Genomic DNA, 16,481 nt, shown 5'->3' with positions numbered 1-16,481 from the left:
GGGTGGACTACCACTTCCCTTCGAGTCGCCAAAACATCTACACAATGCGAAACTTAGATACACATATCGGAAAGTGAGTGAATCTTGAGTCCAGACAAGCCCATTTCCCCGGTCGTCCTGTGCGGCGGGAGCGGCACCCGACTTTGGCCGTTGTCCCGCAAGGCATGGCCAAAGCAGTTTGTTCCGCTCATTGGCGGCAAGAGCCTGCTGGAACTCACGCTCGAGCGCCTTAGGCATCTCAACACAGAAGTGACTTGCGTCGCGTCGGACGAACACCGATTTTTCGTCCAGGAAGCCGGTGCGAAGGCGGGGGTGACTGGCAAGCAGCTGTTGGAACCCGTGGGCCGCAACACTGCCGCCGCGATGGCCTGCGCCGCGTTGACGGCTGACCCGGAAGCCTTGCTCCTATTTGCGCCCTCTGACCATCACGTGCCTGACGCCAAGCTGTTTGCCGAAACCGTGCGCAAGGGCATGCCGGCGGCGCTGGCGGGCTACATCGTGACCTTTGGGGTGGTGCCGACCTTCCCGAGCACTGCTTACGGCTACATACAACCTGGCCCGGCACTGCCCGACGACCAGGGGCGCCAAGTGGCTCGTTTCATTGAAAAACCGCCAGCCGATGTCGCCCAACAACTGTTGTTGGAAGGCGGCCATCTTTGGAACGCCGGGATATTCCTGGTTCAAGCCAAGACTCTCCTTGAAGCATTGCGCAAGTACGCCCCCGACATCCTTGAAGCCTGCGAGCGGGCCGCGTCCGACAGCCAGTGCGACGGCTCGTTCCAGCGCTTGGACCGCAGCGCATTCGAACAATGCCGCAGCGAAAGCATCGACTACGCGGTACTTGAGAAGCACGATCGCGTCGCCGTGATCCCATTTGCCGGAACGTGGAGCGACGTGGGAAGTTGGAATGCTGTCGCAGGCCTGCACGAAGCAGACGCCGATGGAAATCGAGTGAGCGGCAAAGGCTTTGCGGCCCAAGCTACAAACACGTTCATCCACGGCCAAACTCGCCCCGTGGTCGCCCTGGGTACGAGCGACTTGGTGATCGTCGACACGCAGGACGCACTTCTGGTCGCGAGCGCCAACTGCGTCGAGTCGGTGAAGGATGTTGTTGCCCGCCTGACGCAAGAAGGCTTTACCGAGGCCACTGAACACCGGCGCGTCGCCCGCCCTTGGGGCGCCTATGACAGCGTGGACTCGGGTGGTCGATTCCAAGTCAAGCACTTGACCGTCAAGCCGGGCGCGAAACTTTCCCTTCAGATGCACCACCATCGCGCCGAGCACTGGGTCGTCGTCAGCGGCACGGCCAGGGTCACGCGTGGTGAGGACATCCTGATGGTCCACGAGAACGAATCGGTCTACATCCCTATGGGCACGACCCACCGATTGGAGAACCCCGGGAAGATCATGCTGGAAGTGATCGAGGTGCAGTCGGGAAGCTATCTGGGCGAAGACGACATCGTCCGGTTTGAAGATACCTACGGACGACTCCCAGCAGCGGAGCAAAAAAAGGGCTGACCCAACTCATGACCAAGCGCGCACTCATCACTGGAATCACCGGCCAAGATGGCTCCTATCTGGCAGAGCTGCTTCTGGAAAAAGGCTACGAAGTCCACGGCATCAAGCGCCGGGCGTCTCTGTTCAACACCGATCGCATCGATCACCTCTACCAGGACCCGCACGAAACCGAGCGCAAGCTGCACCTGCATTACGGCGACCTGACAGACACCAGCAACCTGACGCGCATCGTGCAGCAGGTGCAGCCTGACGAGATCTACAACCTGGGTGCACAGAGCCATGTGGCTGTGAGCTTCGAGTCGCCCGAATACACGGCAGATGTGGATGCCATCGGCCCGCTACGCCTGCTCGAAGCAATCCGACTGCTTGGCCTGCAAGACAAGACGCGCTTCTATCAGGCCAGCACCAGCGAGTTGTATGGCCTGGTGCAAGAAACGCCGCAAACCGAAAGCACGCCGTTCTATCCGCGAAGCCCCTACGGCGTGGCCAAGCTCTACGCCTTCTGGATCACCAAGAACTACCGCGAGGCGTACGGCATGTATGCCTGCAACGGCATCTTGTTCAACCACGAGAGCCCACGGCGCGGCGAGACCTTCGTCACCCGCAAGATCACGCGCGGCCTGTGCAACATCGCCCAGGGCATCGATAAGCGCCTGTACATGGGCAATCTGGACGCGCTGCGCGACTGGGGCCACGCCCAGGACTACGTGCGCATGCAATGGATGATGCTGCAGCAGGACGAGCCCAAGGACTACGTGATTGCCACGGGCGTCCAATGGAGCGTGCGTGACTTCATTGCGAAGACAGCGGCAGCCCTGGGCATTACCTTGCGCTTTGAGGGCAAGGGCGTGAACGAACAGGCGATCGTCGAAGCGGTGACCGGAGACGCCGCACCTGCAGTCAAGCCAGGCGATGTTTTGGTCTCGATCGACCCACGCTACTTCCGCCCCGCGGAGGTCGAAACACTGTTGGGGGACCCGGCTCTTGCGAAGAATGATCTGGGATGGATCCCCGATATCACTTTGGACGAGATGATCCAGAGCATGGTCGAGAGTGACCTCGATGCTGCGCGACAGCATTCACTTTTGAGTCAGCACGGCTACAAAAGACAAGTCAGTATGGAAGGTTGACTACAACACCGCCCGCTCGCCCCGTGGGTCGGTGGTTCTCTAGAAGGTATACCTTACAGCGGAGAACGATCGCTCAGGCTTATCTCGGCAAAGCAAATTCGACAGGCTCCTTGTAATGTGCCTACCAGAGATCAATTGCACACCTCAATCCATCTTCGCCGTCAGAGTTACACCCGGTTCCATGTCGTCACCACACATTCACCATCGACGAAACGTCAAGATCGACTAAGCAAGAAAGCCATCCCGCGATGGCTGCCGCCCTTGTCTAGGGCATGCAAAGCAGACCACCTTCTGCAAGCCAAAGAACGTAGTTCCGCGCAGTTATCTTAATCTATATTGAGATTCCGCAAGATCACCCAGGATCGCAAAATATGAATACTCATGATCAGCAGTTTACCGAAAACATCATCGAGACCATAGGATGGGGGAGAACCCTCGTTTTCGGGGTCGATGAGTATCAAACAAATTCTATTGCCACGTATTTAAGAATCTCAGGATTGGAAGCCACGGTTGGCAGCATAAGGGACGACCTTGAGGCTGAGCCATCAGCTGGCGGCACTGAAATTAAATCGGGAAGGGTGCGCTTTGAATCCGTTGTCTGTGACGACTATCTCGATTCACTATCCCTCTCCGCGCTTGACAACGCATTATCAAATCTGGTCGATTTGGTTGGAAAAAATCTGATTCTCCGAGTCGGGCATCGCTCCCAGAGAGTTGGCGAGGCCGCGGAACGGGATCGTTCATATTGGGAGAAGCGCCTCATAAAACTCGGGCTGCGCAAGCATCCGCGCTATTATTATGCAATTGACTATAACGCCCTCGAGTTGGAGTCGAAAGGAAGTTCAATAACTATTGTCATGGAACGTCCTCCTTCTAGGTTGACGGAAGAGTTTCCGCTTGCTGCGCTTGCGGAAGAACGCGATCTGCACATGGATATGATGCGTGAACAAGGCCGCCGTTCTGATGCGCACATGATTCGCTACCATAAAGCCGCAGCCTTTATTCGCGAAGGGGACAGGGTTCTAGATGCTGCGTGTGGGCTAGGCTATGGAAGCCATATCCTCGCAGCAAACTCGTTGGCTGGCAGTATTATTGGAATCGACGGGAGCGACTATGCCATCCGTTATGCACGAACTGCATTCCCCGGGGAGGATGCCCCGACCTTTCAAGTTGGATTTTTACCGCAAGCTCTGAAGCAATTCGATGATGGAACCATCGATTTCATTGTGAGCTTCGAGACGCTAGAGCATTTGGAAGATCCTTTATCATTCTTGAAAGAGTGCCACAGAGTTCTTTCACCAAGCGGCCGCATCATGACGTGCGTGCCAAATGATTGGAGCGAGGCCGATGGGGTTGACCCCAATCCGTTTCACTTTCACGTATATGACTGGGGAAAGTTCCACGCACAACTGAGCTCGTATTTCTTATTAGAGAGAGCGTTCTTGCAAACGGCAAGTCGGAAGAAAATTGCAGGCCGATGGCATGTTAGCCCTCGGGAATGGACTGAAGTCCAAACATCGCTACAACCAGACTCTGAGTGGTGTGTGTCTTTGGCCATGAAGTCACCGGTGCTTAGCTCTCGAAGCACAGTCGACCGCGCGATATCGCCCTATACCTTAAATAAGCACCTTCCCCCTTATGTTGATTTCAACGGTCAATATAAGAATCCCTGGCTTATCCGCGGCATGGTATCAATCGGCCTACGCATGGGTAATGAGGAGGTCTTGTGCCAAGTGGCCAAAGATATTGAGCTCGCAGATTCGGACAAGGCTGACGGGGACGCCGCAGCTTGCATACTTGCATACGCTTGGCTATCAGACGAAAATTACCAGGAGACGCCAACATCACTCATCGGTATGATTAACGGCCATTTGGCTCGTCTACAACGTGAGCCAAGCACCCCTATCAATATTCGATGGAAGGTCTCTCTCCTCTACGTTAGCGCGCAAATTCACATTGCAACAGGCAATCGCGGCGAAGCTGCCCAGTTTCTAGCCAAGTGCATTGGCGAGCCCTATCAGGATTACTCAATACTTCTCGGTGTAAAGGTTGCCAGCGCGGCACTACAGCTAGGCGTAATGCGCGCAAGTGACGGAGACCTGAACGGCGCGCGCGACGCGTGGCGCGAGGGTCTAATGGTAGGTCGAGCTGCAACTTCCTTAGATTGGTTGCGCGAGTTTGGCGAAGAGCTTCAACTACCGGATTTTGTCCTGCGCGAATTAACTTCACTGTTTGATGTAGTCACTCAATGTGCGACTGCGCTGAACACAATTAACAAGCTTCCCGCGAGACCTTATGCGATAGAGCGGATCAAAGAAAACAAAAGCAATCGGATTATTGAGCTCACACGCTCCGATCTCAACAACACCCGCTCACTAAATTCAATGAGAATCGAACTCCAAGAAGTCCGCGCGTCTCTGGAGCAAGAACGACAAGAGGTCCAGAAATTAAAGTATTGTATTCATCGAATGAAGCAAATTTTGGGTGATTCAGCAAAAAATTCGATTCACGAATAACTCTCGAGCAAGATGGTCACAACAATTCGCTTCAAAGCAAAGCAACTAGCAACCAAATTCGTAAGAAGTCTCAGGACTCTGAATGGGGCTCGACTACTGAAACGTTCGCCATTTTTCGATCGGGGTTGGTACCTACTTCAGAATCCCGATGTTAACCCTAAACGCGCTCTCTTTCATTACCTTAGGCATGGAGGCTTTGAGGGGCGCTCTGCCAGTCCCTATTTTGATTCGAGCTGGTATTTGGCGCAGTATCCGGATGTCCGATCCGCAGAAATCAACCCTCTTGTGCACTACTTGGTGAGCGGGAAAAATGAGGGTCGATTTCCTTCCGCCTTCGCCGCTGCAGCATTTGCGACCATTTCGCGCGGCGGCGTGGAATTGCATAACGACGACTCAAGCAAGAGCAATCTGCATGCCGATGACGGTCAAACTCAGGCACGCGCGCGCCGGGCTAGCGACATAGATTTGCTCGTGTCTTCGGAATTATTTGATCCCGTTTGGTATGTGCAAAATCACCCGGAAGCAATGGGGCAAAATCCCTATTCACACTTTCTTCTAAATGGCGGCCCCCTCGGTCTGAAAGCGAGCGTCGATTTCGATTGTGAATCGTATCTTCGCACCTATCCAGACGTCGCGGCATCGGGCATGAACCCTCTTATTCACTATCTGCGATATGGGATACAAGAAGGCAGGAACCCGGGCCTTTCGGCCGGACAACGATGGTCTATAAAGCAGACTATCCTTGATGCGAAGTCACTAGATCCTGAATTTGAGGCAGCCCATGACTTTTTTGCCCAAGATGTTTCTGGGCTTCCGCTAAATACCAGCATTCCAGTTACTAGAGCGGCAATTGCATGGCAAGCGATGTTTGCTGATTTGCCTCCGCAAATTGAACATATAGTTTTCGCACCCTGGCTCGTGCGCGGCGGAGCGGATTTGGCCTGCGCAAACATAGTTCGAGCGGCTCAAGAAGTTAGCAGTGAAGATAAAGTACTCCTGGTCGTTACCGACCACGAGAGGCTAGATGCACTTGAGTGGCTGCCAAATGGGACACGGCTATTAGTTTTCTCGGACTATGACGCCACACTTAACAACGACGAAAGAACGCAGATTGTTGAATCATTGATATTTGCACTTCGCCCCGTTTCTGTCTGCAATGTCAACAGCCTGGCCATGTGGGACGCCATAGCCAAGAAGGGGCTCGCGCTTAGGTCTGTTACGAGAATCTTTGCCGCATTGTTCTGCCGCGACTTCACCCTCGACGGTCGAGGAGCAGGCTACTCAGATACGCATTTCCGGGCTTGCGTGGAAAACATTGAAGCCATCTATTTTGATACCCATTCGTTCATAGCCGAGATGAATGAAAGGTACGGTCTCACCGCTGGGCTTCAAGCTAAGCTTGCCTTTTTAGCCCAACCGGTCTTGCAAGCAATCAACGTAAGTGAATCTGTCGATGGGCGATCTGTTCCACACATGCCAAGGGTGCTTTGGGCTGGGCGATTCTGTCATCAGAAGAATCCAGAACTCCTCGCGCGTATTGCGCGGCGGTTGCCCGGTGTTTCGTTCGATGTATGGGGAAGTGGAGACAGCGAATTGGAAGATCTAATGCGTAACCTCGCGAAAGAGGTTCCTTCCGTTAGGCTGTGCGGCACATTCAGGTCTTTTTCTGACCTGCCATTGTCCACTTATTCGGCATTCTTGTTTACGTCCAGGTTTGAGGGGATGCCGACGGTTCTGATAAATGCCGCAGCCGCAAATCTACCAATTGTGGCGAGCAGCGTCGGGGGGGTTTCCGAGTTAGTTACAAATGAAACTGGCTGGCCGATAGAAGAGATCGAAAATGAGGCTCAATATTGCAATGCATTGAATGAAGTACTTGAAAATTCAAATCTTGTTGCAACACGCCTTTTCCACATGCGGAAATTGATTCAGACACAGAGATCTTGGGATTCATTTGTCAGCGCCCTTACGTTGCCTGGCGGCTTCCTTGAGCGAAGAAATTTGACATGAAAAGATTTGACGTTACTGCGGTCGTGACTGCTCACCGCGAAGGTTTGCTGCTAAAACCTGCGCTAGACAGCGTTGAACTTTGCGTTAAGGATGCTGAATGCAAGGGAATCAGCGTACAAACGGTGATCTCACTTGATAGACCAAATGAATTGACATGCAGCATCGCTGAGCGCTATTGCAATAGCCACTCAAACGTAAGCATAATATTTCCTGACGCAGGAGATCTAGGGATCTCCCGAAACGTTGCCGTCGAGGCAGCCGCCGGAAACTACGTGGCGTTTCTCGATGGAGACGATCTTTGGGGAGGGAATTGGCTGTCTACTGCATTTACGACTGCAGAAACTGAAAGGCGAGCCTTAGTACTTCATCCGGAGGTTAACGTCTACTTTGGCCGCCATAATCACGTCTTCTTGCATGTAGACATGGAAGCCAATCACTTCAATATTGCAGGCTTGGCGATAACCAATTACTGGACATCGCTTTGCTTTGCGCCAAAGAAGCTGCTCGTTCAGTGCCCTTATCCCGCTTCAAACCTTAAACAGCAGATTGGGTTTGAAGACTGGGGCTGGAATCTTTCCGTCTTATCTGCTGGAGTTATTCACAAGGTGGTGCCTGGTACTGGCCACGCGATACGCATGAAGCGCAATGCATCCCTCCTAAGCGAAACATCCTCGGCAGGATGCATGCCTCGTTCGAGCGATTTTTTTGTCAAGACTTTGCAGAACATGTCGCGACGCCCACTGAGTCGGTTGCGAATTGTCGGTACGTGAATCTCGCAAGCAGTCCATGAGAGTCTGTTCATCGAAAACAGGTCTGAGCCTTCATCCAACTCAAAGTGAGTTTCAAGCCTTGCTCCAAATCGACTTTAGGCTCCCAACCCAAATTAAGCCGAGCTCTATCAGTGTTCAACCGACTTACAGGAGTATCAAGCTTTCGTCCATGGCCAAACTGGATGCTGATTTTTTCACCAAGTAAGTTTTCTATGAGCTCGATGACTTCCAAGAGGGTGCGACTAGTGGCACTTCCTATGTTGAATATCCTTTCCTCTCCCTGATCAATTGCGGCCATCTCAAGTGCTGCGACAACGTCACTTACATAGACATAGTCCCGCGCAACGGAACCATCTCCCCAAACCTCAATACTCTTCCCCATGAGGGCACGCGTCAAAAATGCCGCGATAGCGCCTTGGTTTCGCAGCGCTGTTTGATAGGGGCCGTAGGGGTTCGATACCCTTAGGATTCGGTAGTCCAATCCATAAAGATGGTTGTAAAGATTCAGATACTTTTCAATGGCAAGTTTTGAAATACCGTAGGAATTAAGGGGGTTTGTCGGCGCATCCTCGGGCGTTGGAATCATTTGCGAGGCGCCATAAATAGCACCTCCTGAAGAGACGAAAACCACTCGCTTTACCGATTGCATACGACACGCCTCGAGCATGCGCAAAGTTCCGATGAGATTCGCCTCAATGTCGGCAACTTTGTCAACATTACTGCTTGCTGGTGTAGTTGCGCTGATTAAATGAAATACAACATCCATTCCAGCGACGGCTGCAGCCACAGAACTGGAATCGGAAAAGTCACCAGGAATCCAAGTCGTACTCGCAGGAATGGCGCCGGGAAAACCTTGACGCCGGCCGAAGCCACGCAATTCTGCTACTTTAGGCGCCAGCGATTGACACAAGTTGGTACCCACAAAGCCGCCTCCGCCCATTACTACACAGCGAAGTTCGGATAGATTTGTTTGCATTGTGGCGATTGTCGCTGATGCCGAGTTGACACTGCAAATCCGACGACACCTGCGTAGGAGCGGTTAGGCTGTGGGACTTTTGCATCTGCCCCAGCGCGGGAGCGCTGAAACACCCATGTCCACCCTCCAATCCCAATTCGAATCCGCCGAAGCCAACTCCAAGCTGCTGAGCGAGAAGCCCGACAACCCCACCCTGCTGAAGATCTACGGCCTCTACAAGCAGGCCACGCAAGGCGACAACACCGAGAAGAAGCCCTCCTTCAGCGACATCGTCGCCCGTGCCAAGTGGGACGCCTGGACCTCCCGCAAGGGCCTGTCTACCGATCAGGCCAAGCAGCAGTACATCGACCTGATCGAGCAACTGCGCAACGGCTGATCCTGTAGCGCCGCCTGCCTCCGCAAGGCAGGTTCAGCGCACCACGCCCCGCGCCCTGAGGGCGGCGATCTGCTCGTCACTCACCCCCACTTCGCGCAGCACCGACTCGCTGTCCCGCCCCAGCGCGGGTGCATCCAAGCGATGCCCGCCGGGCGTTTCCGACAGCTTGGGCACAAAGCCAGGCAGCAGCAACTCGCTCCCGTCGGGCCGCATCAGTTTCTGCAGCATGCCGCGCGCCGCAAAGTGCGGGTCGGCGGCGATGTCGGCCACGGTGTAGATACGCCCCGCCGGCACATCCGCCGCTGCCAAGGCAGCCAGCACATCGGCCACGGTGCGCGTTGCCGTCCATTCGCCAATCGCGCCGTCGATCTTCTCCACCTGCTTCACCCGCCCCGCGTTATCCGCCAGCGCCGGGTCGCCCGCCAGATCAGGCCGACCGACGCACTGCATCAACCGCTTGAAGATGCTGTCGCCGTTGCCCGCGACGATGGCGTAGCCGTCGGCGCAACGGTACGCATTGCTCGGCGCGATGCCAGGCAGCGCGCTGCCGGCCGCCTCCCGCACTGCGCCAAACGCGCTGTATTCCGGCAGCAGGCTTTCCATGCAGTTGAACACGGCTTCGTACAGCGCCACGTCGATGACCTGGCCGCGCCCCTTGGGCGCATCGGCGCTCACGGTGGCGTGGCGATGGTGCAGCGCCATCAATATGCCGATCACGCCATGCAAAGACGCCAGCGTGTCGCCGATCGAGACGCCCACCCGCACAGGCACACGACCAGGCTCCGCCGTCAGGTGGCGCAGGCCGCCCATCGCTTCGGCCACCACGCCGAAGCCGGGGCGGTCCTTGTACGGTCCGGTCTGGCCGTAGCCGCTGATGCGCAGCACGATCAAGCCCGGGTTGCGCCCGCGCAGCCCATCGGGCCCCAGGCCCCAGCCCTCCATCGCGCCCGGGCGGAAGTTCTCGATGAGGACGTCCGCCTCGTCTGCCAGTCGGCGCACGATGTCCTGCGCTTCGGGCTCGCGCAGATCCAGCGCCAGCGATCGCTTGTTGCGCGACTGCGCCTGCCACCACACCGACGTACCCTCGGCATCGAGCAGTCGCCACTTGCGCAAGGGGTCGCCGCCAGCCGGTGGCTCGATCTTGATGACGTCGGCGCCAAAGTCCGCCAACGTGCGCGCCGCGAACGGGCCGGCAATGAGCTGACCCATCTCCAGCACTTTCAGGCCCGACAGCGGGCCTGCAGCGGTTGCAGGATTGTGGTTGTCAGCAGGTCGGTCTTGTCCGGTGGGTGCGTTCATCGTCTTGAATCTGGTTGATCAACTCGGCAGGCGTGGTTCCGGGTTCACGGCGAGCGGGTGCGTGCAGCCTGCAGCGTGGTCGCGGCAGCAGCAGCCTCGCTCAAGACCCGGTCGCGCTCGGCCTTGGGCTGGTCTGCGAGCCGCTTGATCCGCTCGAAAAAGCGCGGCCACGGATCGCCACCCTCGCGGCGTGCTTGCTCGAACAGCGCCTCGAATCCGGGCACCTGCGCGTCGTAAGCGGCCTGGGTGGCGAACAGGGCGTTGTTGGCGCGCTCCACCCATCCGTCGTAGGCATGCTGACGGGGGCCCGCCCAGCCGGCCCGCAGCTGCGCGTAGCGGGCGCGAAAGTCGGCCATGGCCGCCTGCTTCTGCTCCGCCATCCGGCCGTCACCGGCATCGCTCTTCTGCGCGTAGATCGCCTCCAGCCGCTTTCGCGTCTCGAGCGCCAGCGCACGAAACTGCTGACGCTGGGCATCGAACTGCGCATAGGTTTCGCGTGCGGCGGCGTCAGCGTGTGTCTTCAACCAACGCTCGCCGCCCAGACGCTCCACGCTGGTCGCAAACGACTCGTTGAACATCGTGTCGCCCTGCACGTAGAGCACCTGGTGCGCCAGTTCGTGGAACAGCAAACGCGCCAGTTCGCCTTCCGGATAGCCGATGAAGGACGACAGCAGCGGATCGCCGCCGGCCCAGTTCAGCCAGCCCAGGGTGGAATAGGCCGGCACGGGGTACACCGCGACTTCCAGGCCCTGCTCCTTCAGCCGCTTGGCCTCGGCCTGAGCATCCGCCAGCGCGTAGTAGCCGCGATAGCCCACGCACCCCGCCACCGGAAAGCACCAGGTATTGAGGGTGAGCGAATACGCCGGTGCCGCCACCACGTTCCACAACGCGGCGGGGCGCTTCAGGTCGGCATAGCGGGTGTAGCTGGCGTTGTCGGGCAGATCGAGTTCGTCGCTGGCATAGCGGCGGATGCGCTGTGCCAGCGCCAGCTTCTGCCTGATCGCGTCCGGCGTTGCAGGGTCTGCCACCACCTCCGACACCGGACGTGCGGCGCGCATGATCTGCACATGGCCGTCGGCCGCCTGCCAGTAGTAGCCCAGCGTGGTGCAGCCGCTGCAGCCCGCGAGCAATGCCGCGCCCACGACGGCGGCCAACGCCAGCCGGATCGCGCCGCGCGTCACGCCCCAGCCGCCGCCTCGGGTTGCGGCAGCGCCTCCACCTGCACCAGGCAGTCGTAGAAGGTGGGGCCGCGGCCGATGTCGGTCAGCCGCTGGCTGGTCAATTGATTGACGTTGGTGCCGTCCAGCCCCAGCTTGCGCCACCAGATGCCCAGGCCATGCACCACCCCCGGCCTGGCCCGGCGCGAGACCTCGGCGCGGCAGCGGTGCTCGCCCCGTCCGTTGAACACGCGCACCACCTGTCCGCTTTCGATGCCGCGTGCGTTGGCGTCGTCGGCGTGGATCTCCAACAGGGGCTCGCCCTCGATGGCGCGCAGGCTGGTCACGTTGACGAAACTGGAATTGAGGAAGTTGCGCGCCGGCGGCGAGATCATCGCCAGCGGATAGTCGGCCGACGTGCCAGCCGCCTCGTAGTTGGGCACATGGTCCGGCAGGCCGTCCTGACCCTGATCGGCCAGGCGCTGGCTGAAGAATTCGCACTTGCCCGACGGCGTGGGAAAGCCACCTTCGGCAAAGGGCGCATCCGGCAGGCGCAGCGTGGCAAAGCCTTGCTCGCGCAAGGCGGCGTAGTCCACGGCTTCGGGCGCAAAGGCCTGTGCGCACAGCGCCTCGTCGTCATCAGCAAAGCAAGGTTCATCGAAGCCCATGCGCCGCGCAAGCTCGCGGAATACCCAAGCGTTGGACCGTGCCTGCCCGCGCGGCGCCAACGCTGGCGTGTTCAACAGCACGTCGGTGTGGCCGTAGCTGAAATGGATGTCCCAGTGCTCCAGCTGCGTGGTGGCGGGCAGCAGGTAGTCGGCGTAGTCGGCGGTGTCGGTCTGGAACTGCTCCATCACCACGGTGAAGAGGTCTTTGCGCGCGAAGCCGGCCACCACCTTGCCCGATTCGGGCGCGACGGCCACCGGGTTGCTGTTGTAGACCACCACGGCGCGCACGGGCCTGGCTTGGTCGAGCAAGGCGTCGCCAACCGTGCTCATGTTGATGGTCCGCGGCTGGCGGCCGGCCAGCAGGTCGGGCCGTTGCAGCGCAGCGCGGTCGACCGGATACAGGCCCGAGCTGCTGAGCAGCACGCCACCGGCCCGATGGCGCCACGCGCCGGTCAGCGCCGGCAGGCAGGCCACGGCCCGGGCGGCATTGCCGCCGCCACGCACGCGCTGCATGCCGTAGTTCAGGCGGATCGCGGCCGGCTGGGTGGTCCCGTAGGCACGAGCGAGTTCCACGATCTGCGCCTCAGGCACGCCGCACACCGCGGCCGCGCGCGACGGGGGCCATTGCATCGCCCGTTCGCGCAGTTGCGGCCAACCGACCGTGTGGCGGTCGATGTAGTCGTGGTCCAGCCAGTCGTTGACGATCAGCTCATGCATCAGCGACAGGGCCAGCGCCGCATCGGTACCAGGCAGCAGCGCGACGTGCTCATCGCACTTGTCGGCCGTCTCGGTCTTGCGCGGATCGATGCACACCAGCCTGGCGCCCGCGCGCTTGGCGGCCTGTGCGTGGCGCCAGAAGTGCAGGTTGCTGGCGATCGAATTGCTGCCCCAGATGAGGATCAGCTTGGCCTCGCTGAAGAACTCCACCCGCATGCCGACCTTGCCGCCCAGCGTGTAGCCGAAGGCTTCGCCGCCGGCGGTCGAGCAGATGGTGCGATCGAGCAGCGAGGCGCCCAGCTTGTGGAAGAAGCGCCGGTCCATCGATTCACCCTGCACCAGGCCCATCGTGCCGGCATAGCTGTAAGGAAGGATGGATTCGGCATCGCTGGCTGCCAACTCGCCCAGGCGGCGGGCGATGTCGTCCAGCGCAGCATCCCAGCTCACCGGCTCGAACTGCCCGCTGCCCTTGGCGCCCACGCGCTTCATTGGCTGCACGATGCGCCCGGCATGGTCGTTGCGCTCGATGTAGCGCGACACCTTGGTGCACAGCACCCCGGCGGTGTGCTTGTGATCGGGGTTGCCCTGCAGCTTGACGGCCACGCCGTCCTTCACGGTGGTGACCAACGCGCAGGTGTCGGGGCAGTCGTGCGGGCAGGCGCCGCGCACGGTGTGGGTCTCGGTGGTCGCCTCAGGCGCGAGCGAAGCGGTGTCCATGGTGGTTCGCAGTTCGTCCATCGTGGGAAAACAGTTAGCGCGTCATTGTCCTCCGCGCCGCGGCCGCGTGCAGCGCGCCGGCCCTTCGGCCCCTCAGCCCTTCAGCCAGGCCGTCAGCGCGTGGATCCCCAGGCCCACCAGTCCGCCCACCAAGGTCCCGTTGATGCGGATGAACTGCAGGTCGCGCCCCACGTTGCGCTCCAGCTCGCGAGTCATTTCGTCCGTGTTCCAGGCGTCCACCCGTTCGACGATGTAGCGGCGGATGTCCTCGCGGTAGCGGTCGATGGCCAGCGGCGCGGCGGCGGTGATCTGCTCGTTGATCCAGCGGCGCATGTCCTCGTCGGCGCGCAGGCGCTCGCCGAGCTTGCCGGCCAGTTGCGCGATGCGCTGGCCGATGGACGATTCGGGCCGCTCCAGGTCGGCGTGCAGCCAGGCCAGCACTTCGTCCCACAGGCCATGCAGGTATTCGCCCAGCGACGGGTGGGCCAGCAAGTCGGCGCGCAACTGCTCGCCCCGCGCCTGGAAGGCCGGGTCGTGCTGCAGGCGCTCGATGAATTCGCGCGTGTGGATGTCGAAGCGCAGCCGCAGCGGGTGATCCGGCTGCGCCGCCAGGTCGGCCAGCGTGCGGGCCACCACGGCCACCACCTTGCGCGTGGCCAGGCGGGCCGCCATCTGGTCCAGGCCCACATAGCGCAGGGCCTTGATCTCGCGGGCGATCGCGTCCGTGATGTGCTCCTGCACCGAATCGCCCTCCACCAGCGAAGACACCTGGCCCAGCACCTCGTCCAGCAGGGCCTGGTGCCGATTGCCTTCGGTCAGCGCATGGAGCACCTGGCCGGCGGCGCGCGACACGTCCAGCCGCGCCAGCCCGGACGCCGCCGCCTGGCCCAGAAAGGCCCGCACCCGCGCATCGTCGAAGGCCGAGAGGCCGTAGCGCACCAGCATCACGCCAAGCCGCCCCAGTTGCTGCCCCTGTTCGGGCCGCGCCAACCAGTCGGCCAGCCGGCCCGCCGGGTCGAACTGCGCGAGCTTGGCCAGCACCTGCGGCGTCGACAGGAAGTTGTTGCAGATGAAGCCGGCCAGGTTGGCGCCGATGCGCGACTTGTTCTCCGGAATGATGGCCGTGTGCGGAATGGGCAGACCCAGCGGATGCCGAAACAGCGCCACCACCGCAAACCAGTCGGCCATCGCGCCGACCATGGCCGCCTCGGCAAAAGCGGCCAGATAGCCCCAGGCGGGATGCCGCGGCTCCATGACCGTGGCCAGCGCGTAGGTGAGCGCCGCGGCGCCGAGCAGCGCCAGCGCCAGCCGCTTCATGTGCGCCAGCCGGCGCTCCTGCAGGTCAGCCGGCGCCGCCATCGCGCGGGGTAGGCGTCAAGGCGGGCTCAGCCCACCGTTCGCGCCAGGGCCAGGCCGCGCATGAACAGTTCGCAGCGGGCCAGTTGGTCGAGGGTCACGTATTCATCCGGCTGGTGCGCCTGCGTGATGCTGCCCGGCCCGCACACCACGGTGGGAATGCCGGCGTTCTTGAAAAGGCCCGCCTCCGTGCCGAAGGCCACCAGCGTCGTTTCGGAATGGCCGGCCAGCCGCTGGGCCAGGCGCGTGACCGGGTCGCGCTCCGAGCCCAGGAAGCTGGGCACCTCGCAGATGGTCTCGAAGCTCACGCCCGTATCGGGCGCCACCTTCTGCATGCCGGTCTCGAGTTTGCGGGCGTAGGCGATCACCTCATCCTGCATGGCCATGGCGTCGGCGGTGGGCAGGTTGCGGAATTCGTAGCGGAACTCCGCGTCGCGCGGCACCACGTTGTCGGCAATGCCGCCGTGGAACTGGCCCACGCTGGCGGTGCTGAAAGGCACATCGAAGCCGTCGAAGCGCTTTTCCTTGGCCTCGAAGTCCTCGGCCATGTCGCGCACCTTGCCGACCAGCCGCGCCGCCATCTCGATGGCATTGACCGACTGCGGCGTGAGCGAAGAATGCGCCTCCTTGCCGCGCACGCAGCAGCGCCAGCGGTAAACGCCCTTGTGCGCGATGGCCGGCACCATGTTGGTGGGCTCGCCGATGATGCAGGCCATGGGGGTGATGCCGGCATCCTTCATGTCGGCGATGAGTTCGCGCACGCCGATGCAGCCGGTTTCCTCATCAAAACTGAGGGCTAGGTGCACCGCGAAGGGCGACTCGCTGTCCAGGAAATGCTGCGCATTGGCCAGCGCGATGGCAATGAAGGCCTTCATGTCGGCACTGCCGCGGCCGTACAGCCGGGGGCCGATGCCGTCGTCGGAGCCGCTGGGCCAGTCCTGCACGCTGCCCGAAAGCGGGTCGACGCTCCAGTCCTGGTTGTCCCACGGCACCGTGTCGGTGTGGCCGGACAGGATGACGCCGGCAGGCTTGTGCTCGCCCAGCGTGGCGAAGAGGTTGGCCTTGGTCTTGTCGGCGTTCCAGGTCAGCCGGCTGCGAACGCCCAGGCTGCGAAGATGGTCGCGGGCGAACTCGATCAGTTCCAGATTGCTGTTCGCACTGACGGTGTTCATCCGGACAAGGCTCTGGGCCATTTCCAGGGCGCGGCTAGAGAGGGCGTGAGGCATGGCAACGATTGTCGGTCAAACCTGCCAGCCGGCGTGTCGGTAGTC

General features: G+C 60.1%; 12 protein-coding genes. 6 read left to right on the top strand and 6 right to left on the bottom strand.

Going from position 1 to position 16,481, the window contains the following annotated elements; translation table 11 throughout:
- Positions 1–84: 84 nt before the first annotated feature.
- The 5 genes from QTH91_RS11710 (at position 85) to QTH91_RS11690 (ending at position 7,944) form a co-directional block, all read left to right on the top strand.
- Positions 85–1,518, top strand: a complete 1,434-nt coding sequence (locus QTH91_RS11710) for a mannose-1-phosphate guanylyltransferase/mannose-6-phosphate isomerase (RefSeq protein WP_286660248.1) — start codon at positions 85–87, stop codon at positions 1,516–1,518.
- Between the two features lie 8 nt (positions 1,519–1,526).
- The gene (gene gmd / locus QTH91_RS11705) at positions 1,527–2,648 is read left to right on the top strand and encodes a GDP-mannose 4,6-dehydratase (RefSeq protein ID WP_286660247.1); all 1,122 of its coding nucleotides are present in this window, start codon (positions 1,527–1,529) and stop codon (positions 2,646–2,648) included.
- A 371-nt stretch (positions 2,649–3,019) separates the two neighbouring features.
- Positions 3,020–5,164 (top strand): class I SAM-dependent methyltransferase, encoded by a 2,145-nt coding sequence (locus QTH91_RS11700; RefSeq protein ID WP_286660246.1) that lies wholly within the window; start codon positions 3,020–3,022, stop codon positions 5,162–5,164.
- Positions 5,165–5,404: 240 nt separating this feature from the next.
- The gene (locus QTH91_RS11695; RefSeq protein ID WP_286660245.1) at positions 5,405–7,174 is read left to right on the top strand and encodes a glycosyltransferase family 4 protein; all 1,770 of its coding nucleotides are present in this window, start codon (positions 5,405–5,407) and stop codon (positions 7,172–7,174) included.
- Complete coding sequence (locus tag QTH91_RS11690) at positions 7,171–7,944, top strand: glycosyltransferase family 2 protein (RefSeq protein WP_286660244.1); 774 nt, start codon at positions 7,171–7,173, stop codon at positions 7,942–7,944. Before QTH91_RS11695 ends, QTH91_RS11690 begins: the two co-directional genes overlap by 4 nt.
- A gap of 28 nt (positions 7,945–7,972) precedes the next feature.
- Here the strand turns inward: QTH91_RS11690 and QTH91_RS11685 are convergent, their stop codons facing one another.
- Entirely contained in the window at positions 7,973–8,920 is a 948-nt protein-coding gene (locus tag QTH91_RS11685) for an NAD-dependent epimerase/dehydratase family protein (protein WP_286660243.1), read from the bottom strand.
- 115 nt (positions 8,921–9,035) lie between these two features.
- Here QTH91_RS11685 and QTH91_RS11680 point away from each other — a divergent pair, with 115 nt between their 5' ends.
- Positions 9,036–9,296: an acyl-CoA-binding protein gene (locus tag QTH91_RS11680; RefSeq protein WP_286660242.1), complete on the top strand. Its 261-nt coding sequence runs from the start codon at positions 9,036–9,038 to the stop codon at positions 9,294–9,296.
- A gap of 33 nt (positions 9,297–9,329) precedes the next feature.
- On the opposite strand, the gene QTH91_RS11675 is transcribed toward QTH91_RS11680, so the two are convergent.
- From QTH91_RS11675 to argE, 5 genes are all read right to left on the bottom strand, one after another.
- Entirely contained in the window at positions 9,330–10,595 is a 1,266-nt protein-coding gene (locus QTH91_RS11675) for a CaiB/BaiF CoA transferase family protein (protein ID WP_286660241.1), read from the bottom strand.
- Between the two features lie 44 nt (positions 10,596–10,639).
- Complete coding sequence (locus tag QTH91_RS11670; RefSeq protein WP_390367766.1) at positions 10,640–11,776, bottom strand: aminopeptidase; 1,137 nt, start codon at positions 11,774–11,776, stop codon at positions 10,640–10,642.
- A complete protein-coding gene (locus QTH91_RS11665) occupies positions 11,773–13,854 on the bottom strand; it encodes a molybdopterin-containing oxidoreductase family protein (RefSeq protein ID WP_286660647.1) in 2,082 nt (693 codons plus the stop codon). The genes QTH91_RS11670 and QTH91_RS11665 overlap by 4 nt, the downstream gene beginning before the upstream one ends.
- 93 nt (positions 13,855–13,947) lie before the next feature.
- Positions 13,948–15,213, bottom strand: a complete 1,266-nt coding sequence (locus QTH91_RS11660; RefSeq protein WP_286660240.1) for a DUF445 domain-containing protein — start codon at positions 15,211–15,213, stop codon at positions 13,948–13,950.
- A 26-nt stretch (positions 15,214–15,239) separates the two neighbouring features.
- Complete coding sequence (gene argE, locus QTH91_RS11655) at positions 15,240–16,436, bottom strand: acetylornithine deacetylase (RefSeq protein ID WP_286660239.1); 1,197 nt, start codon at positions 16,434–16,436, stop codon at positions 15,240–15,242.
- Between the last annotated feature and the right edge of the window lie 45 nt (positions 16,437–16,481).

This window comes from Variovorax dokdonensis, from assembly GCF_030316895.1.
Classification (GTDB): Bacteria; Pseudomonadota; Gammaproteobacteria; order Burkholderiales; family Burkholderiaceae_C; genus Variovorax; species Variovorax dokdonensis.
The sequence above is the reverse complement of the archived record's forward strand: the minus strand, read 5'-3'. Positions and strand labels throughout refer to the sequence as shown.

What these genes read in the sequence shown, in the direction of transcription:
- QTH91_RS11675 (WP_286660241.1), bottom strand. Translation starts at nt 10,595, where the DNA reads ATGAACGCACCCACCGGACAAGACCGACCTGCTGACAACCACAATCCT.
- QTH91_RS11665 (WP_286660647.1), bottom strand. Translation starts at nt 13,854, where the DNA reads ATGGACACCGCTTCGCTCGCGCCTGAGGCGACCACCGAGACCCACACC.
- QTH91_RS11660 (WP_286660240.1), bottom strand. Translation starts at nt 15,213, where the DNA reads ATGGCGGCGCCGGCTGACCTGCAGGAGCGCCGGCTGGCGCACATGAAG.
- gmd (WP_286660247.1), top strand. Translation starts at nt 1,527, where the DNA reads ATGACCAAGCGCGCACTCATCACTGGAATCACCGGCCAAGATGGCTCC.
- argE (WP_286660239.1), bottom strand. Translation starts at nt 16,436, where the DNA reads ATGCCTCACGCCCTCTCTAGCCGCGCCCTGGAAATGGCCCAGAGCCTT.
- QTH91_RS11680 (WP_286660242.1), top strand. Translation starts at nt 9,036, where the DNA reads ATGTCCACCCTCCAATCCCAATTCGAATCCGCCGAAGCCAACTCCAAG.
- QTH91_RS11700 (WP_286660246.1), top strand. Translation starts at nt 3,020, where the DNA reads ATGAATACTCATGATCAGCAGTTTACCGAAAACATCATCGAGACCATA.
- QTH91_RS11685 (WP_286660243.1), bottom strand. Translation starts at nt 8,920, where the DNA reads ATGCAAACAAATCTATCCGAACTTCGCTGTGTAGTAATGGGCGGAGGC.
- QTH91_RS11690 (WP_286660244.1), top strand. Translation starts at nt 7,171, where the DNA reads ATGAAAAGATTTGACGTTACTGCGGTCGTGACTGCTCACCGCGAAGGT.